The sequence below is a fragment of the Acinetobacter oleivorans DR1 genome (assembly GCF_000196795.1).
Lineage (GTDB): Bacteria > Pseudomonadota > Gammaproteobacteria > Pseudomonadales > Moraxellaceae > Acinetobacter > Acinetobacter oleivorans.
On the sequence record NC_014259.1, the window covers coordinates 3241241 to 3266880 of the forward strand.

26 protein-coding genes are annotated in these 25640 nt (G+C 38.7%); 11 read left to right on the forward strand and 15 right to left on the reverse strand.

Translation table 11 applies throughout. The features are described from left to right. Positions 1-68: 68 nt before the first annotated feature. Together AOLE_RS15190 and AOLE_RS15195 are read right to left on the reverse strand one after the other, a co-directional pair. A complete protein-coding gene (locus AOLE_RS15190; protein WP_013198758.1) occupies positions 69-911 on the reverse strand; it encodes an undecaprenyl-diphosphate phosphatase in 843 nt (280 codons plus the stop codon). 107 nt (positions 912-1018) lie between these two features. Then, positions 1019-1711 (reverse strand): YggS family pyridoxal phosphate-dependent enzyme, encoded by a 693-nt coding sequence (locus AOLE_RS15195; RefSeq protein WP_013198759.1) that lies wholly within the window; start codon positions 1709-1711, stop codon positions 1019-1021. A gap of 126 nt (positions 1712-1837) precedes the next feature. Between AOLE_RS15195 and AOLE_RS15200 the strand changes: the two genes are divergently transcribed. Next, entirely contained in the window at positions 1838-2875 is a 1038-nt protein-coding gene (locus AOLE_RS15200; RefSeq protein ID WP_003653239.1) for a type IV pilus twitching motility protein PilT, read from the forward strand. 19 nt (positions 2876-2894) lie between these two features. Next, positions 2895-4013: a PilT/PilU family type 4a pilus ATPase gene (locus AOLE_RS15205; RefSeq protein WP_013198760.1), complete on the forward strand. Its 1119-nt coding sequence runs from the start codon at positions 2895-2897 to the stop codon at positions 4011-4013. Between the two features lie 69 nt (positions 4014-4082). Here AOLE_RS15205 and fur read toward each other — a convergent pair whose 3' ends face one another. Continuing rightward, positions 4083-4520, reverse strand: a complete 438-nt coding sequence (gene fur / locus AOLE_RS15210; RefSeq protein ID WP_002121758.1) for a ferric iron uptake transcriptional regulator — start codon at positions 4518-4520, stop codon at positions 4083-4085. Between the two features lie 111 nt (positions 4521-4631). On the opposite strand from fur, the gene AOLE_RS15215 reads away from it, so the two are divergent. After that, positions 4632-5030: an outer membrane protein assembly factor BamE gene (locus AOLE_RS15215; protein WP_003653245.1), complete on the forward strand. Its 399-nt coding sequence runs from the start codon at positions 4632-4634 to the stop codon at positions 5028-5030. A 64-nt stretch (positions 5031-5094) separates the two neighbouring features. On the opposite strand, the gene AOLE_RS15220 is transcribed toward AOLE_RS15215, so the two are convergent. The 10 genes from AOLE_RS15220 to AOLE_RS15265 form a co-directional block, all read right to left on the reverse strand. Further along, positions 5095-5409, reverse strand: coding sequence for an RnfH family protein (locus AOLE_RS15220; RefSeq protein ID WP_013198761.1), 315 nt, complete (start codon positions 5407-5409; stop codon positions 5095-5097). Beyond that, positions 5409-6476, reverse strand: a complete 1068-nt coding sequence (locus tag AOLE_RS15225; protein ID WP_023274309.1) for a hypothetical protein — start codon at positions 6474-6476, stop codon at positions 5409-5411. The genes AOLE_RS15220 and AOLE_RS15225 overlap by 1 nt, the downstream gene beginning before the upstream one ends. A 151-nt stretch (positions 6477-6627) precedes the next feature. Continuing rightward, positions 6628-7083: a bacteriohemerythrin gene (locus tag AOLE_RS15230; RefSeq protein WP_013198763.1), complete on the reverse strand. Its 456-nt coding sequence runs from the start codon at positions 7081-7083 to the stop codon at positions 6628-6630. A gap of 249 nt (positions 7084-7332) precedes the next feature. Beyond that, a complete protein-coding gene (locus AOLE_RS15235; RefSeq protein ID WP_013198764.1) occupies positions 7333-8181 on the reverse strand; it encodes a class II glutamine amidotransferase in 849 nt (282 codons plus the stop codon). A 107-nt stretch (positions 8182-8288) separates the two neighbouring features. Continuing rightward, complete coding sequence (locus AOLE_RS15240) at positions 8289-9071, reverse strand: GNAT family N-acetyltransferase (protein ID WP_004794129.1); 783 nt, start codon at positions 9069-9071, stop codon at positions 8289-8291. Positions 9072-9193: 122 nt separating this feature from the next. Next, positions 9194-10099, reverse strand: a complete 906-nt coding sequence (argB, locus tag AOLE_RS15245; RefSeq protein ID WP_004794131.1) for an acetylglutamate kinase — start codon at positions 10097-10099, stop codon at positions 9194-9196. Between the two features lie 15 nt (positions 10100-10114). Then, positions 10115-11533 carry a phosphomannomutase/phosphoglucomutase gene (locus tag AOLE_RS15250; RefSeq protein ID WP_013198765.1) on the reverse strand — a complete coding sequence of 473 codons (1419 nt, stop codon included), beginning with the start codon at positions 11531-11533 and terminating at the stop codon, positions 10115-10117. A 198-nt stretch (positions 11534-11731) separates the two neighbouring features. Continuing rightward, on the reverse strand, positions 11732-12184 hold the full coding sequence (gene dut, locus AOLE_RS15255; RefSeq protein ID WP_003653255.1) for a dUTP diphosphatase: 453 nt from the start codon (positions 12182-12184) through the stop codon (positions 11732-11734). Positions 12185-12208: 24 nt separating this feature from the next. Beyond that, a complete protein-coding gene (locus AOLE_RS15260) occupies positions 12209-14248 on the reverse strand; it encodes a UvrD-helicase domain-containing protein (protein ID WP_004794135.1) in 2040 nt (679 codons plus the stop codon). 193 nt (positions 14249-14441) lie between these two features. Further along, positions 14442-15095: an OmpA family protein gene (locus AOLE_RS15265; protein ID WP_004794137.1), complete on the reverse strand. Its 654-nt coding sequence runs from the start codon at positions 15093-15095 to the stop codon at positions 14442-14444. Positions 15096-15340: 245 nt separating this feature from the next. Here AOLE_RS15265 and AOLE_RS15270 point away from each other — a divergent pair, with 245 nt between their 5' ends. The 6 genes from AOLE_RS15270 (at position 15341) to AOLE_RS15295 (ending at position 19706) form a co-directional block, all read left to right on the forward strand. Next, on the forward strand, positions 15341-16267 hold the full coding sequence (locus AOLE_RS15270) for an acyltransferase (protein WP_013198766.1): 927 nt from the start codon (positions 15341-15343) through the stop codon (positions 16265-16267). 16 nt (positions 16268-16283) lie between these two features. Further along, positions 16284-17330 carry a hypothetical protein gene (locus AOLE_RS15275; protein WP_013198767.1) on the forward strand — a complete coding sequence of 349 codons (1047 nt, stop codon included), beginning with the start codon at positions 16284-16286 and terminating at the stop codon, positions 17328-17330. A 121-nt stretch (positions 17331-17451) separates the two neighbouring features. Next, positions 17452-18180, forward strand: a complete 729-nt coding sequence (gene minC, locus AOLE_RS15280) for a septum site-determining protein MinC (protein WP_004641649.1) — start codon at positions 17452-17454, stop codon at positions 18178-18180. A gap of 66 nt (positions 18181-18246) precedes the next feature. Continuing rightward, positions 18247-19059, forward strand: coding sequence for a septum site-determining protein MinD (gene minD / locus AOLE_RS15285; protein ID WP_004794144.1), 813 nt, complete (start codon positions 18247-18249; stop codon positions 19057-19059). 2 nt (positions 19060-19061) lie between these two features. Then, entirely contained in the window at positions 19062-19334 is a 273-nt protein-coding gene (gene minE / locus AOLE_RS15290; RefSeq protein WP_000896934.1) for a cell division topological specificity factor MinE, read from the forward strand. An 84-nt stretch (positions 19335-19418) separates the two neighbouring features. Continuing rightward, positions 19419-19706, forward strand: coding sequence for a PA4642 family protein (locus tag AOLE_RS15295; RefSeq protein WP_013198768.1), 288 nt, complete (start codon positions 19419-19421; stop codon positions 19704-19706). Between the two features lie 41 nt (positions 19707-19747). Here the strand turns inward: AOLE_RS15295 and rhtC are convergent, their stop codons facing one another. After that, positions 19748-20368, reverse strand: coding sequence for a threonine export protein RhtC (rhtC, locus tag AOLE_RS15300; protein ID WP_013198769.1), 621 nt, complete (start codon positions 20366-20368; stop codon positions 19748-19750). A 158-nt stretch (positions 20369-20526) separates the two neighbouring features. Next, on the reverse strand, positions 20527-23568 hold the full coding sequence (locus AOLE_RS15305; protein ID WP_013198770.1) for a DNA translocase FtsK: 3042 nt from the start codon (positions 23566-23568) through the stop codon (positions 20527-20529). A 269-nt stretch (positions 23569-23837) separates the two neighbouring features. Between AOLE_RS15305 and trxB the strand changes: the two genes are divergently transcribed. Together trxB and aat are read left to right on the forward strand one after the other, a co-directional pair. Then, the gene (gene trxB / locus AOLE_RS15310; protein ID WP_013198771.1) at positions 23838-24785 is read left to right on the forward strand and encodes a thioredoxin-disulfide reductase; all 948 of its coding nucleotides are present in this window, start codon (positions 23838-23840) and stop codon (positions 24783-24785) included. 123 nt (positions 24786-24908) lie between these two features. Beyond that, positions 24909-25640 (forward strand): leucyl/phenylalanyl-tRNA--protein transferase, encoded by a 732-nt coding sequence (gene aat, locus AOLE_RS15315; protein WP_013198772.1) that lies wholly within the window; start codon positions 24909-24911, stop codon positions 25638-25640.

Genomic DNA, 25640 nt, shown 5'->3' on the forward strand with positions numbered 1-25640 from the left:
TATTATTTACGCCCCTTTGTTTCTTGTATGGTCTTGTACTAATTTTTTATTTTTAAAACATCAAAAAATTAATTCACGCAGAGTACGACAACTGCAAAACCGATACAGTACAAGCCGAACAAATGCCAGCGTCCATGTTCTAACCATGAAGACAACCATTTTAATGCCAAAAGACCAGCACCAAAACTAAAGCACATGCCCAATAAGCTTGGAACCATCGAATGGAACACTTGTCCATGTGTCACGGTTTGTAAGCCTTGAGCGTGAACTAAACGATATAATTCTTTTAAAATTACTGCTGGTGTTAATACCACAGCCAACGCAAAACTGAACTCTTCTGCCTTTTGGCGTGATACACCTAAAAATAAACCTGTAGAGATGGTTGCACCAGAACGTGAAAAGCCACGGAAAGGCAAACATAAAGCCTGCACCGCCCCAATAATAGAAGCACTACGCAAACTAATTTCACCCTGCTGACCACGATCTAAACGCGAAGATAAAATAATCAGAACACCTGCCGAAATCAGCGCAGCTGCCATGAGTTTTGAGTTACTAAACAAATGCTCAATTTCGAAACTGCTCGCGCCGCCGAAGAACACATGCTTAATCAGAGATTGGAGCGCTAAACCAAGCACGCCTGTAATAAGCGTTGCTAAAATAATATAGAAGGCTTGTTTTTTAAAACTTTCCCAAGAAGAGAAATAGGTTTTACGCCAAGATTTCCAAAAGTAAACGATCACTGCAAACATCGTACCCGTATGTAACATCACAAGTAAGAAGGTCATATCAGGTGCAGATGGATCATACCCCATTAACTTTTCAGCTAAAATAACGTGTGCGGAACTAGAAACTGGCAATAATTCAGCGAATCCCTGAATGATTGCCAGAATGAAAACATGCAATAAATCCATACATTACACACTCAAATATTAAAATATCTGGGTTATAAGCTAGGAAAATTAAATTTAAATTAACAAATTACAGTTACCCGACAAAACGGTTATCTAAATTGTAAAAGTCATTTTTTCTCAACTGTATCGCGCTTTCCAAATAAAGCCGTTCCTACACGTACCATGGTTGAACCTGCTGCAATCGCAGCGTCTAAATCACCTGACATTCCCATGCTTAATGTGTCCCAGTGTTCTGGGTGGGCATGTTTTTCTTTCACAGCATCAAACAAGGCTTTAGCATCTACAAAAGCGGCTGTGTTATCTGGCGCTGGAATCACCATCAAACCACGTAGTTTAATTTTTGCTAATTGGCTAATTTGAGCAACTAACTCGGCAACCTCATCTGGTGCACAACCATCTTTACTGTCTTGCCCGTCAATATTCACTTGCAAACAAATATTCAAGTCAGATTGATTTTGAAGTCTTTGATTAGATAATCGCTCAGCAATAATCAAACGATCTACACCATGCACCCAATCAAACTTTTCAGCCAAATGTTTAGTCTTGTTGCGCTGAACATGACCAATAAAATGCCATTCAATTTCTAAATCTTGTAAAGCTTCGATTTTGTCTAAAGCTTCTTGTAAATAGTTTTCACCAAATGCTCTTTGTCCTGCTGCATACATTTCACGCAAACTTTCACTCGGATGTGTTTTTGATACGGCTAAAAGTTGCACAGTTTCAGGCGAACGCTGAGCATGTTCACAAGCACGTTGGATTTGCTGTAATACGTGCTGCCGCGCATCTTGCAGGTAATTCATTGACAAGGTTCTCATTTTCAAAAAACTTTTTTGCTTTTCACCTAAAGCGAGGTGTTGGTAAGCCTCGGTGAAAGCCGTATATTATTCTACAAAATAATGACATATTTTGATTTACTTGGGGAAATTATGGATATTACAGAGCTACTCGCCTTCTCTGTGAAAAATGGCGCGTCCGATTTACACTTATCTGCTGGCATGCCACCGATGATTCGCGTTGATGGTGAAGTCCGTCGCATTAACTTACCGGCTCTTGATCATAAAGATGTTCACCGTCTAGTCTATGACATCATGAATGATAAACAACGCCGAGACTACGAAGAAAAGCTTGAAACCGACTTTTCTTTTGAAGTGCCAAATGTTGCTCGTTTCCGTGTTAACGCATTTAACCAAAACCGCGGTGCTGGTGCAGTATTTCGTACCATTCCATCTAAAGTACTTACTATGGAAGATTTAGGCTTAGGTCAAATCTTTAAAGATATTTGCGACTATCCTCGCGGGATTGTACTGGTGACAGGTCCAACAGGTTCGGGTAAATCAACGACGCTTGCGGCAATGATGGACTATATCAACGAGAATCGTTATGACCATATTTTAACGGTTGAAGACCCTATCGAATTTGTACATCAGTCGAAGAAATGTTTGATTAACCAGCGTGAAGTGCATCGTGATACACATGGCTTTAACGAAGCACTTCGTTCGGCACTACGTGAAGACCCAGATATTATTTTGGTCGGTGAGATGCGTGACCTTGAAACCATTCGTTTAGCACTTACTGCTGCCGAAACGGGTCACTTAGTATTTGGTACGCTCCATACGACTTCTGCTGCAAAAACCATTGACCGTGTGATTGACGTATTCCCTGCCGAAGAAAAAGACATGGTTCGTGCCATGTTGTCAGAATCTTTACAGGCTGTTATTTCACAAACCCTACTTAAAAAGAATGGTGGTGGGCGTGTGGCAGCACATGAAATCATGATTGGTATTCCTGCCATTCGTAACTTAATTCGTGAAAACAAAGTCGCCCAAATGTATTCATCAATTCAGACTGGTGCAAATCATGGCATGACGACACTCGACCAAAGCTTAAAAGGTCTAGTTTCTCGTGGTGTGATTAGTCCACAAACGGCTCGTACTGCTGCAAAACAGCCTGAATCATTCCTATAAAAATAATTAGAGAATAAATATGGATTTTAATGACTTACTCAACCTCATGGTTGAAAAAAAATCATCCGATCTTTTTATTACAGATGGTGTTGCGCCATCTATGAAGATTAACGGGCAAATTGTTCCAATTTCAAAAAATAGTCTTTCAGGCGAAGTAATTGGTCAACTCTTACATTCCATCATGAGCGAAAAGCAACGCAAAGAATTTGCAGACACTCGTGAATGTAACTTTGCCATCATGAACCGTGATAAAACTGCCCGCTTTCGTGTGAGTGCTTTTCAGCAGCGTGACATGCCCGGCATGGTGCTACGTCGAATTGAAACTAAAATTCCTTCAATTGATGACTTGCAGTTACCACCTGTTCTTAAAGATTTATCAATGACCAAACGCGGTATCATTATTTTTGTTGGTGCGACAGGTACAGGTAAATCGACGTCTTTGGCTTCAATGATTAGCTATCGTAACCACAACACTAAAGGTCATATCATTACCATTGAAGACCCAATCGAGTTTATTCACGAACATGCGGGCTGCATCATTACCCAACGTGAAGTCGGAATCGATACGGACTCATTTGAAATTGCCTTAAAAAATACTTTGCGACAAGCACCAGATGTCATCTTGATTGGTGAGATTCGATCTCGTGAAGTTATGGACTACGCGATTGGCTTTGCTGAAACAGGTCACCTTGTATTAGCCACAATGCACGCCAACAACGCTAACCAAGCACTCGACCGTATCATTCACTTCTTTGAAAGTGACCGCCACAGTCAGCTCTACATGGACTTATCTCTTAACTTAAAGGCCATGATTGCTCAGCAACTTATTCCAACACCGGATGGCAATTCTCGCCGCGCCGCAATTGAAATTTTAATTAACTCACCATTAATTTCAGATTACATTCGTAAAGGTGAAATTCATGAAATTAAAGATTTAATGAAACGCTCACGTGAACTCGGTATGCAAACCTTTGACCAAGCGTTGTTTGATCTCTATAAAGCAGGCCAAATTACCTACAAAGATGCATTAAAACATGCCGACTCACCAAATGATTTACGTTTGACGATTAAGCTTGCTGAAGAAGGACCTGATCAAATTGCAGGCACAAATCAGCATTTAACCTTCGACCGACAGTAATTTCTTCATAAAAAAAGGAAGGTTAAACGTAACCTTCCTTTTTTATTTGTTTCCTTTGTGTGAAAACGATTATTTCTTACGCAGAACTTCCTGACATTCAGGTTCGTTACAGTAACCGTAGAGGTTTAATGAGTGACCCGTTAAGGTAAACCCATGTTGCTCTGCTACAGCATGCTGTTCCTTCTCGATAACATCATTAGTAAATTCAATAACTTTGTTGCAATTATGGCAAACCAAATGATCGTGATGATCTTCTTGCATAATTTCGAAAACAGAATGATTATTTTCGAAATGATGACGCTGAATGATACCTGCAGCTTCAAATTGTGTTAACACACGGTAAACTGTCGCAAGACCGACATCTTCCCCTTGTTCTAACAAAGTCTTGTAAATATCTTCAGCACTAAGATGATGTTGCTTTGAATTTTCTAATAATTCCAAAATCTTAATTCGTGGAAGGGTAACTTTAAGTCCAGCTTTGCGCAAATCTTGATTGGAAATAGGCATGAAAAAAGGTCTCTCAACAAATCTCAAGTTGGAATAGGCAATAGAATTTAGATGAAGTATGATCTATCCTTTGATCAAATGCATCATAATTTATTGGGATAGTGTAGCAAAATGCAAAAACTCGTGCTGACGTTATTAGTCACTTCACTCCTTGCTGGTTGTTCAATCTTTGGTGTATATAAGGTTGATATTCCTCAAGGGACTCCTTTGACCAAAGCTCAGGCCTCTCAAGTACAAGTCGGCATGAATTTCCAGCAAGTGCGTTTTTTGCTTGGTAGTCCAACTGTGACTGATCCACTCAATCCTCAGCGTTGGGACTACATTTACAACTATATCCCGGGAACTTATGCTAAAAAGGCAAAAATCCCCGCAGCACATGGTCAGCATTTAAAAATTTACTTTGATGGCACTGGCACAGTAACTAAAATTGAAGGTTTAGAAACTATTCCAGAGTCGCAACCAGGTTTACCTGCTTCTAAAGAAGCGATTTTAACTGCCCCACCACTATAATCGTTTTTTCTAATAAAAATAAACCCCTCAAGTGAAATACTTCGAGGGGTTTTATTTATGGGGCTTATTGCTTTAAGCGATTACTTTTAATATATCGCCCCACAGGATTTTGCTCGGCGCGTTTACGGCGTATATCCTTAGGATTAATCGTTAAAGACCGATAGACCTCTACCCGATCACCTGCTTGTAAAATCGCATGTGCTTCAACTTTTGCACCAAATATGCCAAGTTGTAATGGCTCAGGTAAACTTACCTGTTTCTGCAGCCCACTCGCTTCAATTGCTTGTAATGCTGTCATTCCAGCTTCAAATGGAACAGCAACTAAAAACTGTTGCTCTGGGGCTGCATAAGCAACCCACACTTGCTGAGCTTTTTCCATCAGATAATTTGTCCAACTACCGCAACCATGGCAATTACAATTGAAAGCGGTAAAACAATACGTACCGCAATACGCCACAAGTTATAGAACAACTCATTGCTAAAATTCATTGATTTACGCAAGTGGCTAATTTTCATAATCCAACCAGCAAAAATTGCATAGATCAGGCAAATGAGTAATCCCCAAAGCATCAAAATCAGCGTAAAGATGCCGTGAAGTTCAGGCACAGCCCAAACCGCAATTGCTACAACAATAATCACCCATTGTAAAACGTACATCAGTTGACGTTGAGCAAGCTGCTCTTTAGCAAGTTGAATAAACAGAGCTGTTGTCATTACCGCAGTAAAAATCCAGGTAAAAACAGGAAGCTGTGCTTGAAGAGAAAAGAAACCAAACGCTACGACAGCAATTAACTGAGCTAACCAGATTGGAAGTACAGTTCGGGTAGCGCCTTCTTGAGAATGAATTACAGACAAGCTATTCTGCCAGTAAAGCCCTAAGCCTAAACCACTCGCAACAAGAGCAAGTACAGTTGCATTACCCCATTCTTTAAACTCAACATTTGTCCAATGCCAAGGATGTAAAGTCGTTCCCATTGTATTAGCTAAAACAAGAGAAGCGATTACACCAACTGTCATTAACACAATTAAAATCTGACGCGGAATAAAAAATAAAATCAAAGCCGCAACTGCAAGACCAGCAAAAACAATTTGCCCAGAAACGCTGTTATTAAGCTGTACTGTCAGTAAATTGCCAGCAGTACTCAGTACATTCCCGGCTAAAAATGGAATAAAAATAACTGCAAGCCAACCAGCCAAACGCCATTTTGGTGAACTATCTGCTTCACGAGTTAAACTTGATAAAGCATTTAGAGCAGTAGTCTTCGACCGTTTTGCTAAAGCAATTTCTAAATAACAAACTGGTAAAGCCAATAACAGCATTGTGCCCAACCACAATAACCAGAAATCGATTTGACGATCAATCTGGATCCCCATAGCGGGTGCCAATGTCGCCATAATGATGAAAGATAAGCAAAACGCCATCAGGGGCGATAACCATCGTGACATAGGTATGTCCTGCATTATGCATTCCTTGAAAAAGACTATAGATATTTTGCCCGTCTCATGCCTGAAAATCAAAGTTTGCTCAATAAAAAAAGCAAACTACCGAAACGATAGTTTGCTGCGCTAACTAAAATTATAAGTTTTGTTATTTAAGTTATGCGAAAAACCGAGCAAACCAGTTTTTCCCTTTCTTCTTTTCTTTTTCTCTAATAATTCCCATCATATTTTCTTTTACCGCCCCCACATAATCAGCATCATCATGTTGAATATGGTTAATTAACCATTTTGCTAAAATTTCTTGTAGCTCTTTTTCAACAGTATGTCCCATTTCAAAACGCTCACGATATAACTCTATTTTTTTAATAAATAAGTCATGTACACGTTTATGTGGTACACGATATTTATAATCTGCTTCCTCTTGCAAACTTTCTTCGAAAGTAAAATGTGATTGCGTGTAATCAATAATATTATCTAAAACATCTTTAATTCGACGTCTATCTTCATCATCTTTTACATCATCAATTTCATTAATATAATCAAGTATTCGTTTATGTTGCTCATCAATAACATCAATACCCGTATTATATTCTGAAGCCCATTTCATTTTCATACATCTCCCCAATGATGTTCAATGACTGTTGCATAAACATCATGATATATTTAAAGAATATAAATAAAAACAAAGCTATTTTGTCGGGTTTATCATATAAAAATCATATTAAACATAAATTATTGTTTTTATTTGTTTTTTAAAAATTTAACCAACTAAAATAATAAAGTATTTTTTAAACAAAATACTTTATTATTAAACGTTTAATATATAGATATTCCTATTTATATATTTTAAATATACTTTATATTAATATTGATCTGCACGAGTAATACGTTTAATTTCAGGATTTTCCTGCTCACGCTTTAATCTCTCGACATGAGTAATAGCTTTTTTAATTGGCTCGCCATGTTGAAATAAAATCATTTCACCGGGTTGATAAGCTGTCCAGTTTTCATTATGTGTTAAAGGTTCAGTTGTTATTACTGCTACACGATCTTCAGGGGTTGTTACCTGACTAAAATCAACTTCAACATCTAAATCAATTAAATGAGCCTGATTAAATGGATATTCTCGAACCAACCAATGTAATTTAGTAATCGCATAACTAAATAATGCCTTGCCATTCGATAAGCAATAATTAAATGTGCCGTACTCAGCGATTTGTGGCGAAATTTTTTCTAATACTTCAAATATCTGTTCAAGGCTTGGTTCTTCATAGCCAAAAGCTTCAACGAGTTGATCGAGCAAATAACAAAATGCGCGTTCACTGTCTGTATTCCCCACTGGCGTAAAACGTCCACTCAGTGGTGGATTAAAGTCATGTAAATCACCATTATGGGCAAAAATCCAATGACGCCCCCACAACTCTCGAATAAAGGGATGAGAATTTTCTAAAGTGATTTTACCTTGAGTCGCTTTACGAATATGCGCGATCACGTTACGTGATTTAATAGGATAATTACGAATAAGATCGGCAATTGGAGATTCAACTGCCGACTGGTTATCGACAAATAAACGACAAGCCTTATCTTCGAAAAATGCAATACCAAATCCATCACTATGGTCTGAGGTAATTCCTGCACGCTGTGAAAAACCACGGAAAGAAAAAGTAATATCCGTTGGTGTTGCACAATTCATTCCTAATAGCTGGCACATATCGCTTTTAAACTACTTCTAATTACCCCATCTGCTCTATTGTGCATGAGAGTAAAATTGCTTGCAAATCTCAATATGTGCTGGCTATTAGAAAATAGAACATATGATTAACGCTGACCCATTTTATTCATGACAAATGAAGTCGCCACTTTATTCACTTCCAGAAATACAAAATAATCTAGACAGTTAAACTCTTCATCAAAAAAAGCCTGTTTCGATAATTTTGATTGCATGCTCAAATACATTTGGAACAACTTTGGCATACGCTCATCTTGTGGAAAACTAAACTCAGGATATTCAGGTTCGTAGATTTTTTTCGAACGGATATCAATGGTTTTACTTTCAGATAATTGCTGAATCTGGCGATGCGTGTAGTACGCTCTAGCCAAATTATCTTGTAGATGAATACTGACACAGCCCATTAAATATTTAGCGCGCATTGACCATAGCACTTTCGGTGCAAGATTCAACCACAGTGTCGATAATGCTTTACCATTACGAAAGCGAGGATGGACACAGGTACGCCCTATTTCTAATACATTAGGAAGATGTGATAACTGAGGAACAATATCAAACTCATGTGCGCTGTAGCTTTGGGCAATCTCATGACCTTGAAATAGTTTTAGACGGGTATACGCGACAATCTCTCCAGTCCACTTTTCACGTAAGACCGCATGCTCACAACCAAAATCATAAATGTCTTGGTCTAAGTTATCTTCAAAATGAATTCCAAATTGTTGGCTAAATTGTTGGGCACGAAACCGCTGTACATCTTGTAATTCTTTTAAATTATCAACCCATTCAAAACGAAATTGTGTCTGATTTATTGCTTTATGACGATTTAAAGGTAAAGTCCAGGTTTGGCGATATTGATTAAATTTTTCCAGCATAATGAACGCTCCTAGTGACACCCCTTACACTAGTCAAAGCTCATGACAAAAAAATGACCAAATTAAAATGGTATAAAAAAAGACCACCTAGGGTGATCTTTTTATTGAGAATAACGGATTTCTTAAGCTGTTTTAGTGCGATTAGAAATGAGTGTACCCACTCCATGATCAGTGAAGATTTCAAGCAATGTTGCATGTGGTACGCGACCATCAACAATATGTGCGCTTACAACACCGCCTTTGACAGCATCAAGTGCACAACCTACTTTAGGAATCATACCGCCATAGATCACACCTGTTTCAATGAGGCGATCAACTTCTTGCGTAGTAAGGCCAGTTAACAGATTTTTATTTTCATCAAGCACACCAGTAATATTGGTAAGCAAAATTAACTTTTCAGCGCCTAGTGCTTCTGCAACCTTACCTGCAACTAAATCAGCATTAATATTATAAGTGTTGCCTTCTTCATCCACACCTAATGGTGCAATCACTGGAATAAAGTCACTTTGAGTGAACATTTCCAATACATCTGTTTTAACGCCAGTCACTTCACCAACCATACCCAAGTCGATATGTTTGATAGAACCGTCTTCTTCTTGCTTTTCCATAAGTAATTTACGGGCACGAAGTAAATTACCATCTTTACCTGTTAAACCAATTGCACGGCCACCATGTTTATTAATCAGGTTAACAATTGATTTATTTACACTACCACCTAATACCATTTCAACCACTTCCATGGTTGCAGCATCAGTTACACGCATACCGTCAATACGGTCAGACTCGCGGCCTAACTGCTTTAAAAATGAGTCTACTTGTGGTCCACCACCGTGAACAACAATCGGATTTAACCCGACAGTTTTAAGTAAAACGATGTCTCGGGCAAATGAACTTTCGAGCTCCGGATCAGTCATCGCGTTGCCACCGTATTTCACCACCAGCGTTTTACCAGTAAAACGTTGAATATACGGCAAAGCTTCAATCAAGATTTTTGCTTTGTCGACACCGATATGCTGATGTTGGGGCATTACGCCTCTCCTTACTTAGGCCTCTGAAAGTTCTTGTGCAATTTGCGGATAGTGCTCTTGCAACATATCTACAAATTTTTGCTGGATTTCCTTTAATCGTAAAGGATTATCTGCATCAAATCTTACTGTAAAATATTCACCAGTATTTGATGCTCGAATAATGCCAAAACCATCATCAAAATCAAGACGTACGCCATCGATTTTACTGATGCGGGCACCTAAACGATGACTTAAAATTTCAATATCTTGTAATACATACTTTGGATCAGACTGATACGTACCAATATAGGTATCTTCTGTACAACATCTTTCTGGATAAGGAGCAAACAATTCAGAAATTGTTGTCGCACTCGATTGTGTAAAATATTCCATTACACGTAATGCAGCATATAGACCATCGTCGTATCCGAAACCACGCCCATCATTAAAAACGTAGTGGCCCGCATATTCTCCACCAAAAATGGCGCGTCCATTTGACTGAGATAAATAAGCTCTTAAGAAGCTACTTCCCGTACGGATCATTTTTGCTTTTCCGCCAAGTTGTTCAACCGTTTTTTGAACCATGCGTGAACATTTCACGTCAAAAACAATTTCTTGCTCAGGGTGTTGTTCTAAACACATTTGCGCAAAAAGTGATAATAAACGGTCTGCTGTCAATATCTGGGCTTTTTCATCGACTAAAACGACACGGTCTCCATCACCATCCAGAGCAATGCCAATATCTGCCTGCTGCTCAACCACTGCTTTACGCAAATGAGTTAAATGAGCTGCATGCGAAGGGTCTGGTGCATGATCTGGAAACTCTCCATTCGGATGGGTTCGTAAAGCAATGACTTCACAGCCCATTTTTTCCAATATTAATTTTGAGCAGTGCCCAGCAGAGCCATGTAAACCATCTAAAATAACTTTTAAAGGACGTTTTAATTGAATATCTTTAAAAATGGCTTGCTGGTATTTCTGGCAAAATTCAGCTTTAAATTGAGGTAATGTTAACTCAAGTACAGAAATGGAATGAGCTGGTACATAATTTTGAGCTTCGTCACCCACCTGCTGAATCATTTCCGGAGATGGAGGTTCACCTTTTAAAATCCACTTAATACCATTATCCGATTTTGGATTATGGCTTGCAGTCACCATAATGCCATTGCCACCAAAATCTCTCGCAATGTAATACATCATTGGTGATGAACAACAGCCAATGTTGGTAACGTTTAAACCTTGTTCTATTAAAATCTCTTCAATTAATTGTGCATAGGCTGGACTTGTGAGACGGGCATCATAGCCAATCACTAATTGAGTTTGTTCTGCTTGTTTGTATTGTTGTGCCAATCCGTAGGCAATCGAACGAACAACGTCCGCGGTTAAGTAAGAAAGTTTGCCTCTAATATCGTAAGCACGAAAAATACTTTTTGGAAATGAGTGTCTTACATTCATAGCGTATCTTCTATTTAAAGATCAATCCGATCTATCGCAAAAACATAGATTATTCAAAATTTTTGAAAGGTTTGTTTGCTAAAAAAGTTAAAAGAATATGAGTAAAGCGTGTTGTAATATAATCCATTGTAACATTCAAGATATAAAAAGAAACGCCTGTTCAACAGGCGTTTGATTTTCGTTAATATTTTAAAAAACTTATTGTTTACCTGTGTGACCAAAGCCACCAGCGCCACGTAAAGTTTCTTCAAATTCTTCTACTTGCTCAAATTCAGCTTGTACGACTGGCACTAATACATATTGTGCCAAGCGCTCACCTGGTTCTAAACGGAAGGTTGTTTGACCACGGTTCCAAACCGAAACCATCAATTCACCTTGGTAATCTGAATCGATCAAACCAACTAGGTTACCAAGCACGATACCGTGTTTATGACCTAAACCTGAACGCGGTAAAATTAAACCAGCAAAATTTACATCATGAATATAAATTGCCATACCTGTTTTAACTAAAACAGTTTGTCCTGGTTCAATATCAATTGCTTCATCGACGCAGGCACGTAAATCTAAACCCGCTGAACCTGCTGTTGCATATGAAGGTAAAGGCCATTCTTTACCTAAACGCGGATCGAGCAATTTCACTTGAACTTTCATGGGATTTCCTAAAAATTAAAAAAATTAACGCTTTAATAAAGCTTTTAAATTTGCCAGATATTGTTGAGCCTGTTCTTTAGGATCAACATTAGCCGCAATTTTCTTTTTACGCCCTAACCACTCGAGCTCATCTTGCGGAAGTTCATCAAGGAAACGGCTAGGTGTCATCTGTTTCATCTGTCCGCCATTTTTACGCTGTTCTGCCAGTGTTAACGTTAAACCTTGACGTGCACGGGTAATTCCCACGTACATGAGACGGCGTTCTTCCTCAATGGTTTCTGCTGCAATCGAGTTTTTATGCGGCAATAGTTCTTCTTCGAGTCCCATAATGTACACATATGGGAATTCCAAACCTTTTGCAGCATGTAGAGTCAGTAAGTTAACTTTGTCCGTATCTTCTTCTTCCTGCTGCTGTTCTAAAAGGTCAAGCAGAACCAGTTTTCGAATGACACTTTCAATATTTTTTTCATCAACGTCTTCTGCACGGTTAATGAGGTTTTGAATACTGGTAAATAAATTCTCAATGTTATCGAGCTTACTTTTCTCTTGTGCAGGTGTTGCAGACTGTTCACGAACATAATCCATATAACCGGCTTCGTTCATCATTTGACGAACTTTAGGCACAGGTTCATCGTCTTCTAACAATTCACGCGTAAATGTCGCGATAAAGTCAGCAAACTCATGAAGCTGAGTTTCTGCCTTTTTAGGAAGCACCATGCTTAAACGTTGATCAGCAGAAGCACCAAGTAAAGACAAATTATTTTCTTGCGAGAATAAACCTAACTTCTCAAGAGTAACTGGGCCAATCGCACGTTTAGGTGTATTAATAATACGCAAGAAAGCACTGTCATCTTCTGGGTTAATAATAAGACGCAAATAACTCATCACGTCTTTAATTTCTGCACGAGCGAAGAACGAAGTACCACCAGAGAGTTTATACGGGATTTGCATTTGGCGAAGCTGGGTTTCTAATACACGCGCCTGAAAGTTACCACGATATAAAACCGCATAATCTTTCCAGTTTTTACCGTTCATGAGCTTATGAGTAAGTAGGTCTTTGACCACGCGCTCTGCTTCATCGTCATCATTACGACACGTAATAATTCTGATGACTTCACCATGCCCTTTATCACTCCACAATTTCTTATCAAAAATATGCGGGTTATTTTGAATAACACAGTTCGCTGCTTTTAAAATACGGCTGGTTGAACGATAGTTCTGCTCAAGTTTAATAATTTGTAAATTTGGGAAATCCTGCTTAAGCAAAGCCATATTTTCAGGCTTAGCACCACGCCACGCATAGATTGACTGGTCATCGTCACCTACCGCGGTGAACTGCCCCATTACCCCAACTAAAAGTTTCACCAAAATATACTGGGCGGTGTTGGTATCTTGATATTCATCGACCAATAAATAGCGAACACGGTTTTGCCATTTATCACGTACTTCTGCATTTTCTTGCAGTAAACGTGTTGGCATAACAATCAAGTCATCAAAATCGACTGCATTGTAGGCACGTAAATTACGTTCATAAAGCTGGTAAAGATGGGCAAACTGTACATCTTCAGGTGTTTCACAAGTTGAATGCGCTTGCTCTGGCACGATCAGATCATTTTTCCAATCTGAAATTTTCTTCATTGCCTTAGCAATTAATTCTTTACTCTCTGCACCTGACAAATTGTCGCGATGCATCAAATCCATCAAAATACGCTTACAGTCGTCTGCATCTAAAATCGAAAAATTAGCTTTTAAAGGTAAATTTTTAAGTTCTAAACGTAAAAGGTTTAAACCAAAAGTATGAAAAGTCGAAACAGATAAACCTTTTGATTCTTCACGTGACAAAAGCTTGGTCACACGCTCTTTCATTTCACGGGCAGCTTTGTTTGTGAAGGTCATCGCAGTGATACGATGCGCTGGAATACGGCAATGCTGCACCAAATAGGCAATTTTACGCGTAATTACCGATGTTTTACCTGAACCAGCACCAGCAAGCACCAATAAAGGGCCCTGAGTATATTTCATGGCTTCTTCTTGCTTGTTGTTCAATTGACTGGCAGATGACATCGTGTATTACCTCTTAATTTTTCGAGCATGATTATAGTCATCTCTGTTTTAGAATCCCAATAGTAAATCTATGGATATGTATAAATGATGTCTAATAATGCAATTTATGCGCCGCAGAATGTCGTGATTATTTCTTGTACTGCACCCATAAAAAAACCACCCGAAGGTGGTTTTTGAAACAATAAACTAAATCTTATTGTTTAGCATAAATGCTGATTTCTACACGACGGTTTTGTTCACGGCCAGTTGCAGTTGAGTTATCTGCGATCGGGTTAGATGAACCAAAACCTTGCGCGTCGATACGGCTAGCAGATACGCCTTGGCTAGCTAAATAACTACGTACTGATTGAGCGCGTGCTTGTGATAATGGAATGTTAATTGAATCATTACCAGTGTTATCAGTATAACCTGTTACAAGAATTGCACTCTTGTTATCTTCAGCCAAAGTTTGAGCAACTTTGTTTAAAGTTGAGTAGAAGTTTGGCTTGATGTTTGATTTGTTTGTATCAAAAGTAATGCTACCAGGCATAATTAATTGAACAGAACCATCTGGATTACGGCCAACGTCTACACCAGTACCCGCCATTTGTTGACGTAATTTTTTCTCTTTTTGGTCAAGGTATAAACCACTAGCACCACCTAAAACTGCACCAATTGCTGCAGCACGGTTGTTTTGACGGCTAGAGTTTGCACTTGATTTAGAAATACCGTAACCAGCTGCTGCGCCGATTAATGTACCTAATGCGGCTTTATCGTATTCAACGCCACCAAGGTTGTTACCTGTTGTTTGACAACCAGAAAGTACTACTGCTGCCCCTACCACTGTTGAAATAACTAATGCACGCATTGCATGCCTCCTCACTTTGAGTGTTTTGTTGTTGAGTGAATAATGAAACAAAAAGGAAGTATAAAACATTGATATTTTGTTAATAATAAACAGTTTAGTTATGTTTTTGTAATATTTTGATGCACTTTAAGATGCTACCTCATCACAATTTCTTCATTGTTGTCTAAGATATCGTTGTATTTCATATTATGACAGTTATAGTTGAACAACTTTTCTATGGATTTTAGACATTCGGGGTCATTCATATGTCAACTGCACCCAATAAGCAATCTGCGCTAAAAAAAATTACACGTGGACTCACTGTAGGTACAGTCATTACAGGAAGTACGTTTTTTCATGGTCCACCTGTTCTTGCACTAGGTCTGACTAAGCTTTTAAAAAAATCATCTAAAATAGATGAAACCAATATTCAAATTACAAATAGCTGGTTAGGGGTAAATAATTGGTTAATTGACCATGTTTTACCAAATCTAAAATGGGATATCACGATTGATGAGGGACTTGACCTAAATATGCAAGGTCGTTATCTCATGACGTGTAACCACCAAAGTTGGGTTGATACAACGGTGAATCAATATTTTGGTTTAACGCGTATGCCACTCACCCGTTTCTTTACCAAATGGGAACTCATCTTTATTCCTTTCGTTGGGCAAGCTTTTAAAATTCTAGGCTTCCCGATGATGAAACGTCACACAAAAGAACAGGTTGCAAAGAATCCTGAGCTCAAAGACCGTGACATGATGGAAGCACGTAAAGCTTGTGAACAGCTTTTAAGTCAGCCCTTCACATTATTGAATTATTTAGAAGGTACTCGGTTTACTCAAGAAAAACATGACCAGCAAAAATCGCCATATAAGCATTTGCTTAAACCAAAAGCAGGTGGCTTGGCACTTGCCTTGAATATTTTGGGTGACAAAATTGATGCCTTAGTTGATATGACAATTGTCTATCCGAATGGCGTTCCTGGATATAGCGATTTCTGGCTCGGTGATGTTTCAAGAATTGCAGTAAATTTGCGTAAAATTGAAATTCCAGACTGGGTTCTTGGTGGAAACTATGAAGACGATGCGGTTTACCGTGAACGTTTCCAACAATGGGTGCATGAAATCTGGACCGAAAAAGATCAACTTATTGAGCAAATGAAATCTCAATATACCTCTACAAATATTTAAGAAAGCATCCGTTATTATGCAAAACAGCGCTGGGAAAAAAACGAAATATCATCATGTAGATCCAAACAGCCTTTCGTTTAAGCTGTTTTTGATCTATGACATCTTTATGGTGTTTATTATTATTTTTAACCTGTTCTGTCTTGCGACTAATTTCTTTTTAATGAGCAGTATTGGGGCATGGTTCTTTGAACACATTCATTTGCCCCAGATATTGAGCTTTTACCGTAATTCATTACACCCGTGGGTGATCACATCAGAAGCTTGGTTTATTGGTTTTTTAATTGTTGAGCTGCTCGTGCGCTGGAGCATTGCAATCATCAATAAACACCATAAACGTTGGTTCTTTTTCCCTTTTATTCACTGGTATGAAATTTTAGCCATTATTCCTCAGCTTCGTTTTCTACGTTTATTCCGAGCTGGGATTATTGCTTATCGTTTACACGAAATGGGCTATCGAGTTATTCCGGAAAGCTGGAGAAAGACTGGTTTATTTTATTATCGCGTTGTCATGGAAGAACTTTCCGATCGTGTTGTTATTACCGTGATTGATGGCATTAGATATGAACTTCAAACCAGTTCTAGCCATAAACAGATTATTCACGACTTAGTTAATCATCATCGTGAGCAATTTACTGCTACCCTAACAGCATTATTACAAGAATCTTTAGCAACTGCTTTAAAAGGACAAAAACCGGCAATAACAACAGGTGTTGGGAAAATTGTAGATCAGGCCATAGTAGATACACCTGAGCTAACCCAATTATTACGCTTAATTCCTTTAGTCGGTGGTCGTATTGAACAGCAAATTCAGAGTATTGGGCAAAGATTAGGTGAAAATATTAGTGCAGGTTTAATTGAACCTTTAATTGAGGGATCACCAAACAGTCCGAATTCTACTTATCAATTAATTTCTCAAAAAGTGAGTGAAATAAATATTAATAATCGTCAGCTTGAGCAATTGGTTGAATCTGTCGTGTTCGAGACACTGGAGTCTGTACGAAAACAGGTCAAGGTCAAACAATGGCAACAAACGCTTGCGGAGTATGATCGAATCAAAGAATAAGCATTTACTTAATTTTTTATTAAACACGCTAGAGAATTGGCACGATTTGTTCTAGCATTTGCTCTATTTACAATAAACTTAACGATATTACAGCTCGTTTTAACGCCTTGAAGGAAGACTTATGGCTGATATCCGGATTACCGGCAGAATGGTTAACTTTAGCAGGATAACCTTCGATACCAATGATCATGATGTGATCCGCCAGCAATTATCAAATATATTAAATGAAGGTTCCTATCAAGGAACTTTAGTGATTATTGATAGTACGGTTGAGCAAGAGTTAATTGCATTAATTCAACTTCTGGTGAGCTTGGGTCTACAGCCTATGGCGGTAATCGACGGTATTTTAGGAGATGAAGCTCGCGCTATTCAATTTCCTGTTTTACCGGCAGATCAACCATTACAGCGTATTAAAGCCACAACAGAACAAGTCGCAATTGTAGAAAAACCTGCTACTGCTCCTGCATCATCTTCAGCAGAAACAAAAAAACCACTAAACAAGATAGCGGTTGCTCATATTACCTCTTATCATGATGAAATTTTACGTACAGGCCAATCCCTCGTACAAGATAACGGCGATATTATTTTAAAAGCTGGCATGAATAGTGGTTCTGAAGTGATTGCATCAGGAAATATACATATTTATGGCACAGTTCGTGGTAGAGTCATTGCTGGTGCGGGCGGGCACGCAGCTGCACGTATTTTTTGCCAATCTTTAGAGGCTGAGCTCGTTTCCATTGCCGGAACGTATTGTGTCGCAGATGATATCCCTAAACATGTGGTAAAAAAACCAGTACATATTTATTTAAATGAAAAGCAAGAGCTTGAATTTGAAGCGATTGAACTTTAGTTTATTAAGCAAATCACCAAAAAACAGCCCTTTTAAGGGTGAATGACCATAATAGGAGTGGATTCGGTGGCCAAAATTGTTGTCGTAACATCAGGCAAAGGTGGTGTAGGTAAAACTACAACGAGCGCATCTTTTGCAACAGGTTTAGCCCTTCGTGGTCATAAAACTGTTGTGATTGATTTTGATGTAGGCTTACGTAACCTTGATTTAATTATGGGTTGTGAGCGTCGTGTTGTTTATGATTTTGTCAATGTAATTAACAACGAAGCACGTCTGCAGCAAGCCCTTATTCGCGATAAAGATATCGAAAACCTTTATATTTTACCGGCTTCACAAACACGTGATAAAGATGCGTTGAGCGACGATGGTGTTGCTCGTGTTATTGATGAGCTATCTCAAGAATTTGATTACATCATTTGTGACTCACCTGCTGGTATTGAACGTGGTGCAATTTTAGCCATGTATCATGCAGATGAAGCAATCATTGTAACAAACCCTGAAATCTCTTCAGTACGTGACTCTGACCGTATTATTGGTATGTTAGATAGCAAAACCAAAAAAGTTGAACAAAACGAAGGACGTATACGTAAACATTTATGTATTACACGCTTCAACCCTGAACGCGCAGACCGTCAGGAAATGCTGACCATTGATGATATTTCTAAAGATATTTTACGCGTACCGACATTAGGTGTTATTCCAGAATGTCCAAGTGTATTACAAGCATCAAACGAAGGTAAGCCAGTAATTCTGTATTCAGAAACTAAAGCTGGTCAGGGTTATGATGATTTGGTTGCTCGCTTTCTTGGTGAAGACCGTCCTTATAGACACATCACAGCTCAACCTAAAGGCTGGTTAGCACGACTATTTGGAGCGTAGATATGGCAGGATTCTGGAGTAAATTATTTAGCAGTGAAGAAAAACCATCAAGTGCTCAAACTGCCAAAGATCGTTTGAAAGTTATTGTTGCTTCTGAACAAGGTTTAGGCCGCCGTTTAAGCCAAGACAAGATTGATCAGATGAAGAAAGAAATCATGCAAGTGGTTAGTCGTTATGTCAGCGGTGTAGGTGAACAGCATATCCAAATGCAGGTTCGCTCTGAAGCTAATATCGAAATGTTAGAAATGAATATCAATTTACCTGAAGAACGATAATTCTATTTCTGACTATTCAATAAAACAGAATCAAGGCAAAATAACGCAAGTTATTTTGCCTTTTTTAAAACTGAGGAGATTGTCATGGCATTATCACAGCCAGCAACTTTCAATGAAGAATGGTCCGATGAGCGTGTTTTTGCCTACCTCAACCAACTTCCGCCAGCGGGTGTGAACGCAGATTTTCATGTGCTCTACCATGCATTCAAACATATGCGTCCAACAGACTATGAACGTCTTTTGACTCAATTTATTGCGGACGGACGCAATATTAATGCCAAAGACCCTGAAGGCCAATGCATCCATGATGTGATTGCCAAATTTCCGCGTCAATCGGCACCATTTTTAGAAGTTCTAGCAAAGTTTGCTTAAAAATAAAAAGCCTCTTCAAGAGGCTTTTTTCTTATCTCAATTTATCGATTTCCAATGAGGAAAATACCAAACACAGTAAAAATGCCACCAGAAATACCATCAATCCATTTTGAAAAATTACGATAAGCTGATCTAAAACTTGGCAATGAAAAAATAAATGTAACAAAGCAGAACCATAAAATTGTTTCGACTGTGACAATAATAAAGAGCAGCCAGTGAACCTGATCAAGTTGAGGATTAGTTAAAAATAAAGAGAAAACACTACCAAAATAAATAACAGCTTTAGGATTTGATAGATTGGTTATGAGGCCTTTAATAAAAAATAGGTAAGGTGCTTTTGGTAGCTCTACAGCAACATTATCTTCTTGCTGATTTTTTGAAAATGCCGAACGCAACATCTGATAGCCTAACCAACATAAATATAAGCCACCGGCGATGAGTAAACCTTGCTTTAACCAAGCCATTTTTTCAAAAATAAGATTTAATCCCATCAGTGCCAAACAAGCCCAAAACATAACACCGGCTGTGATACCACCCACTACTAGCATAGCGTCTTTACGTGATCGACTAATCGCTGTTTGAGATACAAGAAAAAAATCAGGTCCTGGAGTAATAAGTGCACAAAAATGGATAAAAGCTAAAGTAATCAGAGCAAGTAACATGTTTTCCTCCAGATTTAATTCGTTGTTATTTATTTAGGAAAAATACATTAGCATTTTTTACTATACGTTAAAATCTTTAAGTCATTTTATAAATAGATTCAATTTATTTAAATTATAAAAAAAGCCTCCAGAGAGACTTTTTTTATAAAGATAAGTTCTTAAACTAAAATATCTCGCTTACCATTAGGCCCCATGGCGCTCACAATGCCGTTCTCTTCCATTTGATCAATGATACGGGCAGCACGGTTATAACCAAGGCTAAATTTACGCTGTAGTGACGATGTAGAAGCTTTGCGAGTTTCTAAAACAAATGACACACATTGATCATAAAGTGCATCACGGTCAGAACCTCCCTCACCCTCTTCAAAACCACGTGAAGTTGGTTCTTCATCAAATGGAGTCAAGATTTCGTCAACATAATCTGGCTCACCACGTTCACGCCAAGCATCACAAATGCGGTTAACTTCATCATCGCTAATGAATGCACCATGCACACGCTCAGGTTCGATTTTACCAGGCCCTAAGAACAGCATATCACCATGACCGAGCAAATCTTCTGCACCACCTGCATCCAAAATAGTACGCGAGTCAATTTTACTGTTTACACGCAATGCGACACGCGTTGGAATATTGGCTTTAATCAAACCGGTAATGACATCAACAGATGGACGTTGAGTTGCAAGCAATAGGTGAATACCAGCAGCACGAGATTTTTGCGCTAAACGCGTAATCATTTCTTCTGCTTTTTTACCCACCTGCATAATCATGTCGGCAAACTCATCCGCAACAATCACAATAGATGGTAATGGTGTTAAACGAGGTGCGCGTTCTTGTGTCGCCGAATCACTTGGTTTCCAAGTTGGGTCAATTAGATCTTCCCCATTCGCAATTGCTTCTTCAACTTTACGGTTGTAGTCACTTAATTTACGAATCTTTAAGAATGACATCAGCTTATAACGACGTTCCATTTCATTCACACACCAGTTCAACGCACTTACTGCATCTTTCATGTCAGTAACAACAGGAGTTAATAAATGTGGAATATCATTATAGTTTGCAAGTTCAAGCTGTTTTGGATCGATTAAAATCAAACGCAACTGGTCAGGTGTATATTTAAGCAACATCGATAAAATCATCGAGTTTACCGCAACCGATTTACCAGAACCCGTTGTACCAGCAACTAGCATGTGTGGGGCTTTCGCTAAATCAGTTAATACTGGATTACCTGAAATATCTTTACCCATCGCCATACTGATTAATGCGCTTGGATCGCGATATGTTGGCGTTTCCAATAGTTCAATCAAACGCACCATTTCACGGGCACTATTTGGTACTTCAATACCAATATATGGTTTACCAGGAATGACTTCCACAACACGAACAGAGGCCATCGACATTGAACGGGCTAAGTCACGTGAAATATTGGTTACCTTAGATGCTTTAACACCCGGTGCTAAATCTAATTCAAAACGGGTAACTACTGGCCCTGGTTGAGCTTCAACCACTTGAGCCTTAACGTTAAATTCTTGTAACTTAATTTCAAGTAATTCTGATAAACGCGAAAGCTGCTCTTCAGTGAAGTTAACTTTCTTATTCGGATCAACCTTATCAAGTAGATCAAGACCTGGCAAAGTAGGTAAATCCAAACGCTTCTTGGCAACCTGCATTGCACGAGACATTGGTCGACCAGCTGCATCTGTTAATGGCGCATCTAAATCGAAATCATCTTCATCAATATCAAGATTTTCTTGAGGTTTTCCAGCAGTTTCCTGCCATGCCTCAATAAACTCTTCTTTTGAAAGTTTATCGGCTTGAATAGTCGTTTGAATTGGAGCTTTTACAAATGCTGAAGATTGCGCATAACTACTTGCTCTGACAGGTTCAGCGGGCGCAATATCTTCATCTATTAATAAATCATCAAAGTCTTCAAAAACTTGTTCATTTGCTAAATTTTTAGGTGACTGATTTACATTCGATAAAGGTGAAGATGTTTCATTCGCAATATTCACAGATTGCGAAGTTGGTTCTGCTTCTACATGTTGATCTTGAACAAATGGTGTATGCACATCTGTTGCAGTTTTACTGTTTGGAACCGCAGCAAGCAACTCATCAAAAATTTCATCATCATTCCAGTCAAGACCATGTAGGTCTTGTTTAGCTGTAGGTTGAGTTTGATGAACTTGTGAAAGAGTTTGCTGGAATTGCTCATGAGCAGGAGCTTGTTCTGTTGAATCATCAGCTGCTCTTAAAAGTGCATCAATTTCTTGCTTATGACTCGCATCATCACGTTGTAAAGCACGCCACACTTCACCCGTAGCCACTAAACGTTGGCTATCTTTTTCAAGCTTATGGGCTTGCTCAAGCGTATGTTCAAAGTTTTGAGTATTTGCAACTGGCTCAACTACTACAGGTTCAGGTCGGCTCTGCTCTTTCGCTAAGACATCTGCAAATAACCTTTCAGCAACCGCATCATGTCGTGTTGCTGTAGGTTGTGATTGAGTAGTTTCAGATTGAACTGGCACTTCTTTTTCATCTGAAGCATTGGCTTCAGTGTTTTGTGCAACTTTAACTGCCGCTGCTTTGTTAGCAGGCTGAGTTGTTAAGTCATAATCCGATTCGTTTGGTGATACGTTTTTATAAAATAAATCTTGTAAATAGCTTGGTGTCGCTTTAAGCGTAACCCATGTTTTGCTCCATTGCACCCCAAATGCAAGAGTAAACAAAACCACTCCGAAAACGAGTAAGAATAAAGTCGCACCGTAAATTGTTAGCAATTGAGATAGGCTTTGACCTAACTCGTAACCAATAATTCCCCCAGCCGCATTATCTAAAGTATCTGCCGGCACATTCCAATGTAAATAAAGCAGGCTAGACACAACCAAAATTAAAAAGAATTGTGCAGCATAACGAAATGGGCGGTTTAAAAAACTACGTGGCCACCACACTTGTATTGCTTCAATAAAAAGGAAAATTGGAATAAGCAAACTTGCCCATCCTAAAAAACCAAACAGCAAATCTGCAATCCATGCGCCAGCAATACCACTTGCATTGGATACTTGCTGAGTATCACTGGAAATATGCATCCAGCCCGGATCAAATGGTGTATATGTTACTGTTGCCAGAAACATATAAATGCCAAAAGAAACCAAGAATAATGTCATCAATAAGCGCTGTGCATAAACACTCGACACCGCAGTCATATACTGTCCTGTAACCCATTTAATTATTGGTTTAGAGATGTGAAGAACTACATTCTAGATCTTCAACGAATGAACTTTATATTATGCACCTGTTCTTACAAAAAAGGTGCATGATTCTTTACAGTTGTTGTTAACATGAGGCACTTCTATATTGTTATATAACTTAATTCGATTGACCTGATCAATATTATCCACATTGATTTAACGCTATTGATCGGCAAATTCACGTATAATTTTCAAAATTCTCGAAATAAATAAGGATACCCTCAATGAGTGCTCGTCATTCTCGGTTAATTATTCTCGGTTCTGGCCCTGCGGGCTATAGTGCAGCGGTATATGCAGCGCGTGCAAACCTTAAACCTACTTTGATTGCAGGTTTACAACTAGGTGGGCAACTTACAACAACAACCGAAGTTGACAACTGGCCGGGCGATCCTGAAGGTTTAACAGGTCCTGCATTAATGGATCGTATGCAAGCACATGCTGAACGCTTTGGTACAGAACTCGTCTATGACCATATTAACGAAGTGGACTTAAACGTACGTCCTTTTGTTCTAAAAGGTGATATGGAAGAGTACACATGTGATGCTTTGATTATTGCAACTGGTGCTACAGCTCAATATCTTGGCCTAGAGTCTGAACAAAACTTTATGGGTCAAGGCGTAAGCGCATGTGCAACATGTGATGGTTTCTTCTACAAAAACCAAAAAGTAATGGTTGTAGGTGGTGGTAACACTGCTGTTGAAGAAGCGCTTTATTTATCAAATATTGCTTCACATGTAACGCTAGTACACCGCCGTGATAGCTTACGTTCTGAAAAGATTTTGCAAGATCATTTATTTGCCAAAGAAAAAGAAGGCAAAATCAGCATTATCTGGAATCACGAAGTTGAAGAAGTATTGGGTGACAATACTGGTGTAACAAGTGTTCGCCTTAAATCAACTCAAGATGAATCTAAGCAAGACGTAGAGGTTCATGGTCTATTCGTTGCAATTGGCCACAAACCAAATACTGGAATGTTTGATGGTCAATTAAACTTACGTGATGGCTATATTCAAGTACAAAGCGGTACTTCTGGTAATGCAACAGCAACTTCTGTAGCTGGTGTTTTTGCTGCTGGTGACGTCGCTGACAGCATTTATCGTCAAGCGATTACTTCTGCTGGGTCAGGCTGTATGGCGGCTCTTGATGCTGAAAAATATCTAGATAATCTTTAATTAATAGATTTCTAGAGTTTAAAAAACAGCCGTTCTTATAACGGCTGTTTTTTTAGAATAATGACTAGCTGACATATATTAATTTTTATAGCATAACCTTAAAGCTGATCTTATTTTATTTTTATGAATACACTTCCACTTTCTCAATTCATTTTCCCTGACCCTATTGAAGCCGATCCGGATGGTCATGGTTTAATTTGTATTGGAGCTGATCTCTCCCCTTCTACCCTATATGAAGCATATACCCATGGTTTATTTCCGTGGTTCAATGAAGATGAACCCATTTGTTGGTGGAGCCCTGAGCCTCGTTGTGTGATCTACCCTCAAAACTACAAACCAAGCAAGTCACTCCTTAGAAACATGAAAAAACATGATTATACAATTACGGTTAATCATGCCTTCGAAGAAGTTATTCGCTCATGTTCTCTACCAAGAAGTTATGCAGATGAAACTTGGATTAGTGAAGATATTATTCAGGGCTATTGTGAGATGTTTAATGCTGGCTATGGATATAGTGTGGAAGTCTGGGATCAAAACGAACTTGTCGGAGGTCTATACGGCATTACGATTGGCAAAGGATGCTTCGGTGAATCAATGTTTAGTAATGAAACTGATGTTTCAAAAATGGCTTTTTATACACTAATGCTGATTGGACAGGAAAATCAGCTCCCTTGGGTAGACTGCCAGCTTGTAAATAGTCACTTAATTAGCTTGGGAGCCTGTACACTTTCTCGTCAAGACTACTTAAAATCGTTACAAGATGTAATTATTCACCCCTCTATCAATTGGAAAAAGTATCAAGAACGTGTATTTTCAAGTAAAACAATAGCGTTAGATGCAAAATTAATGGAATGA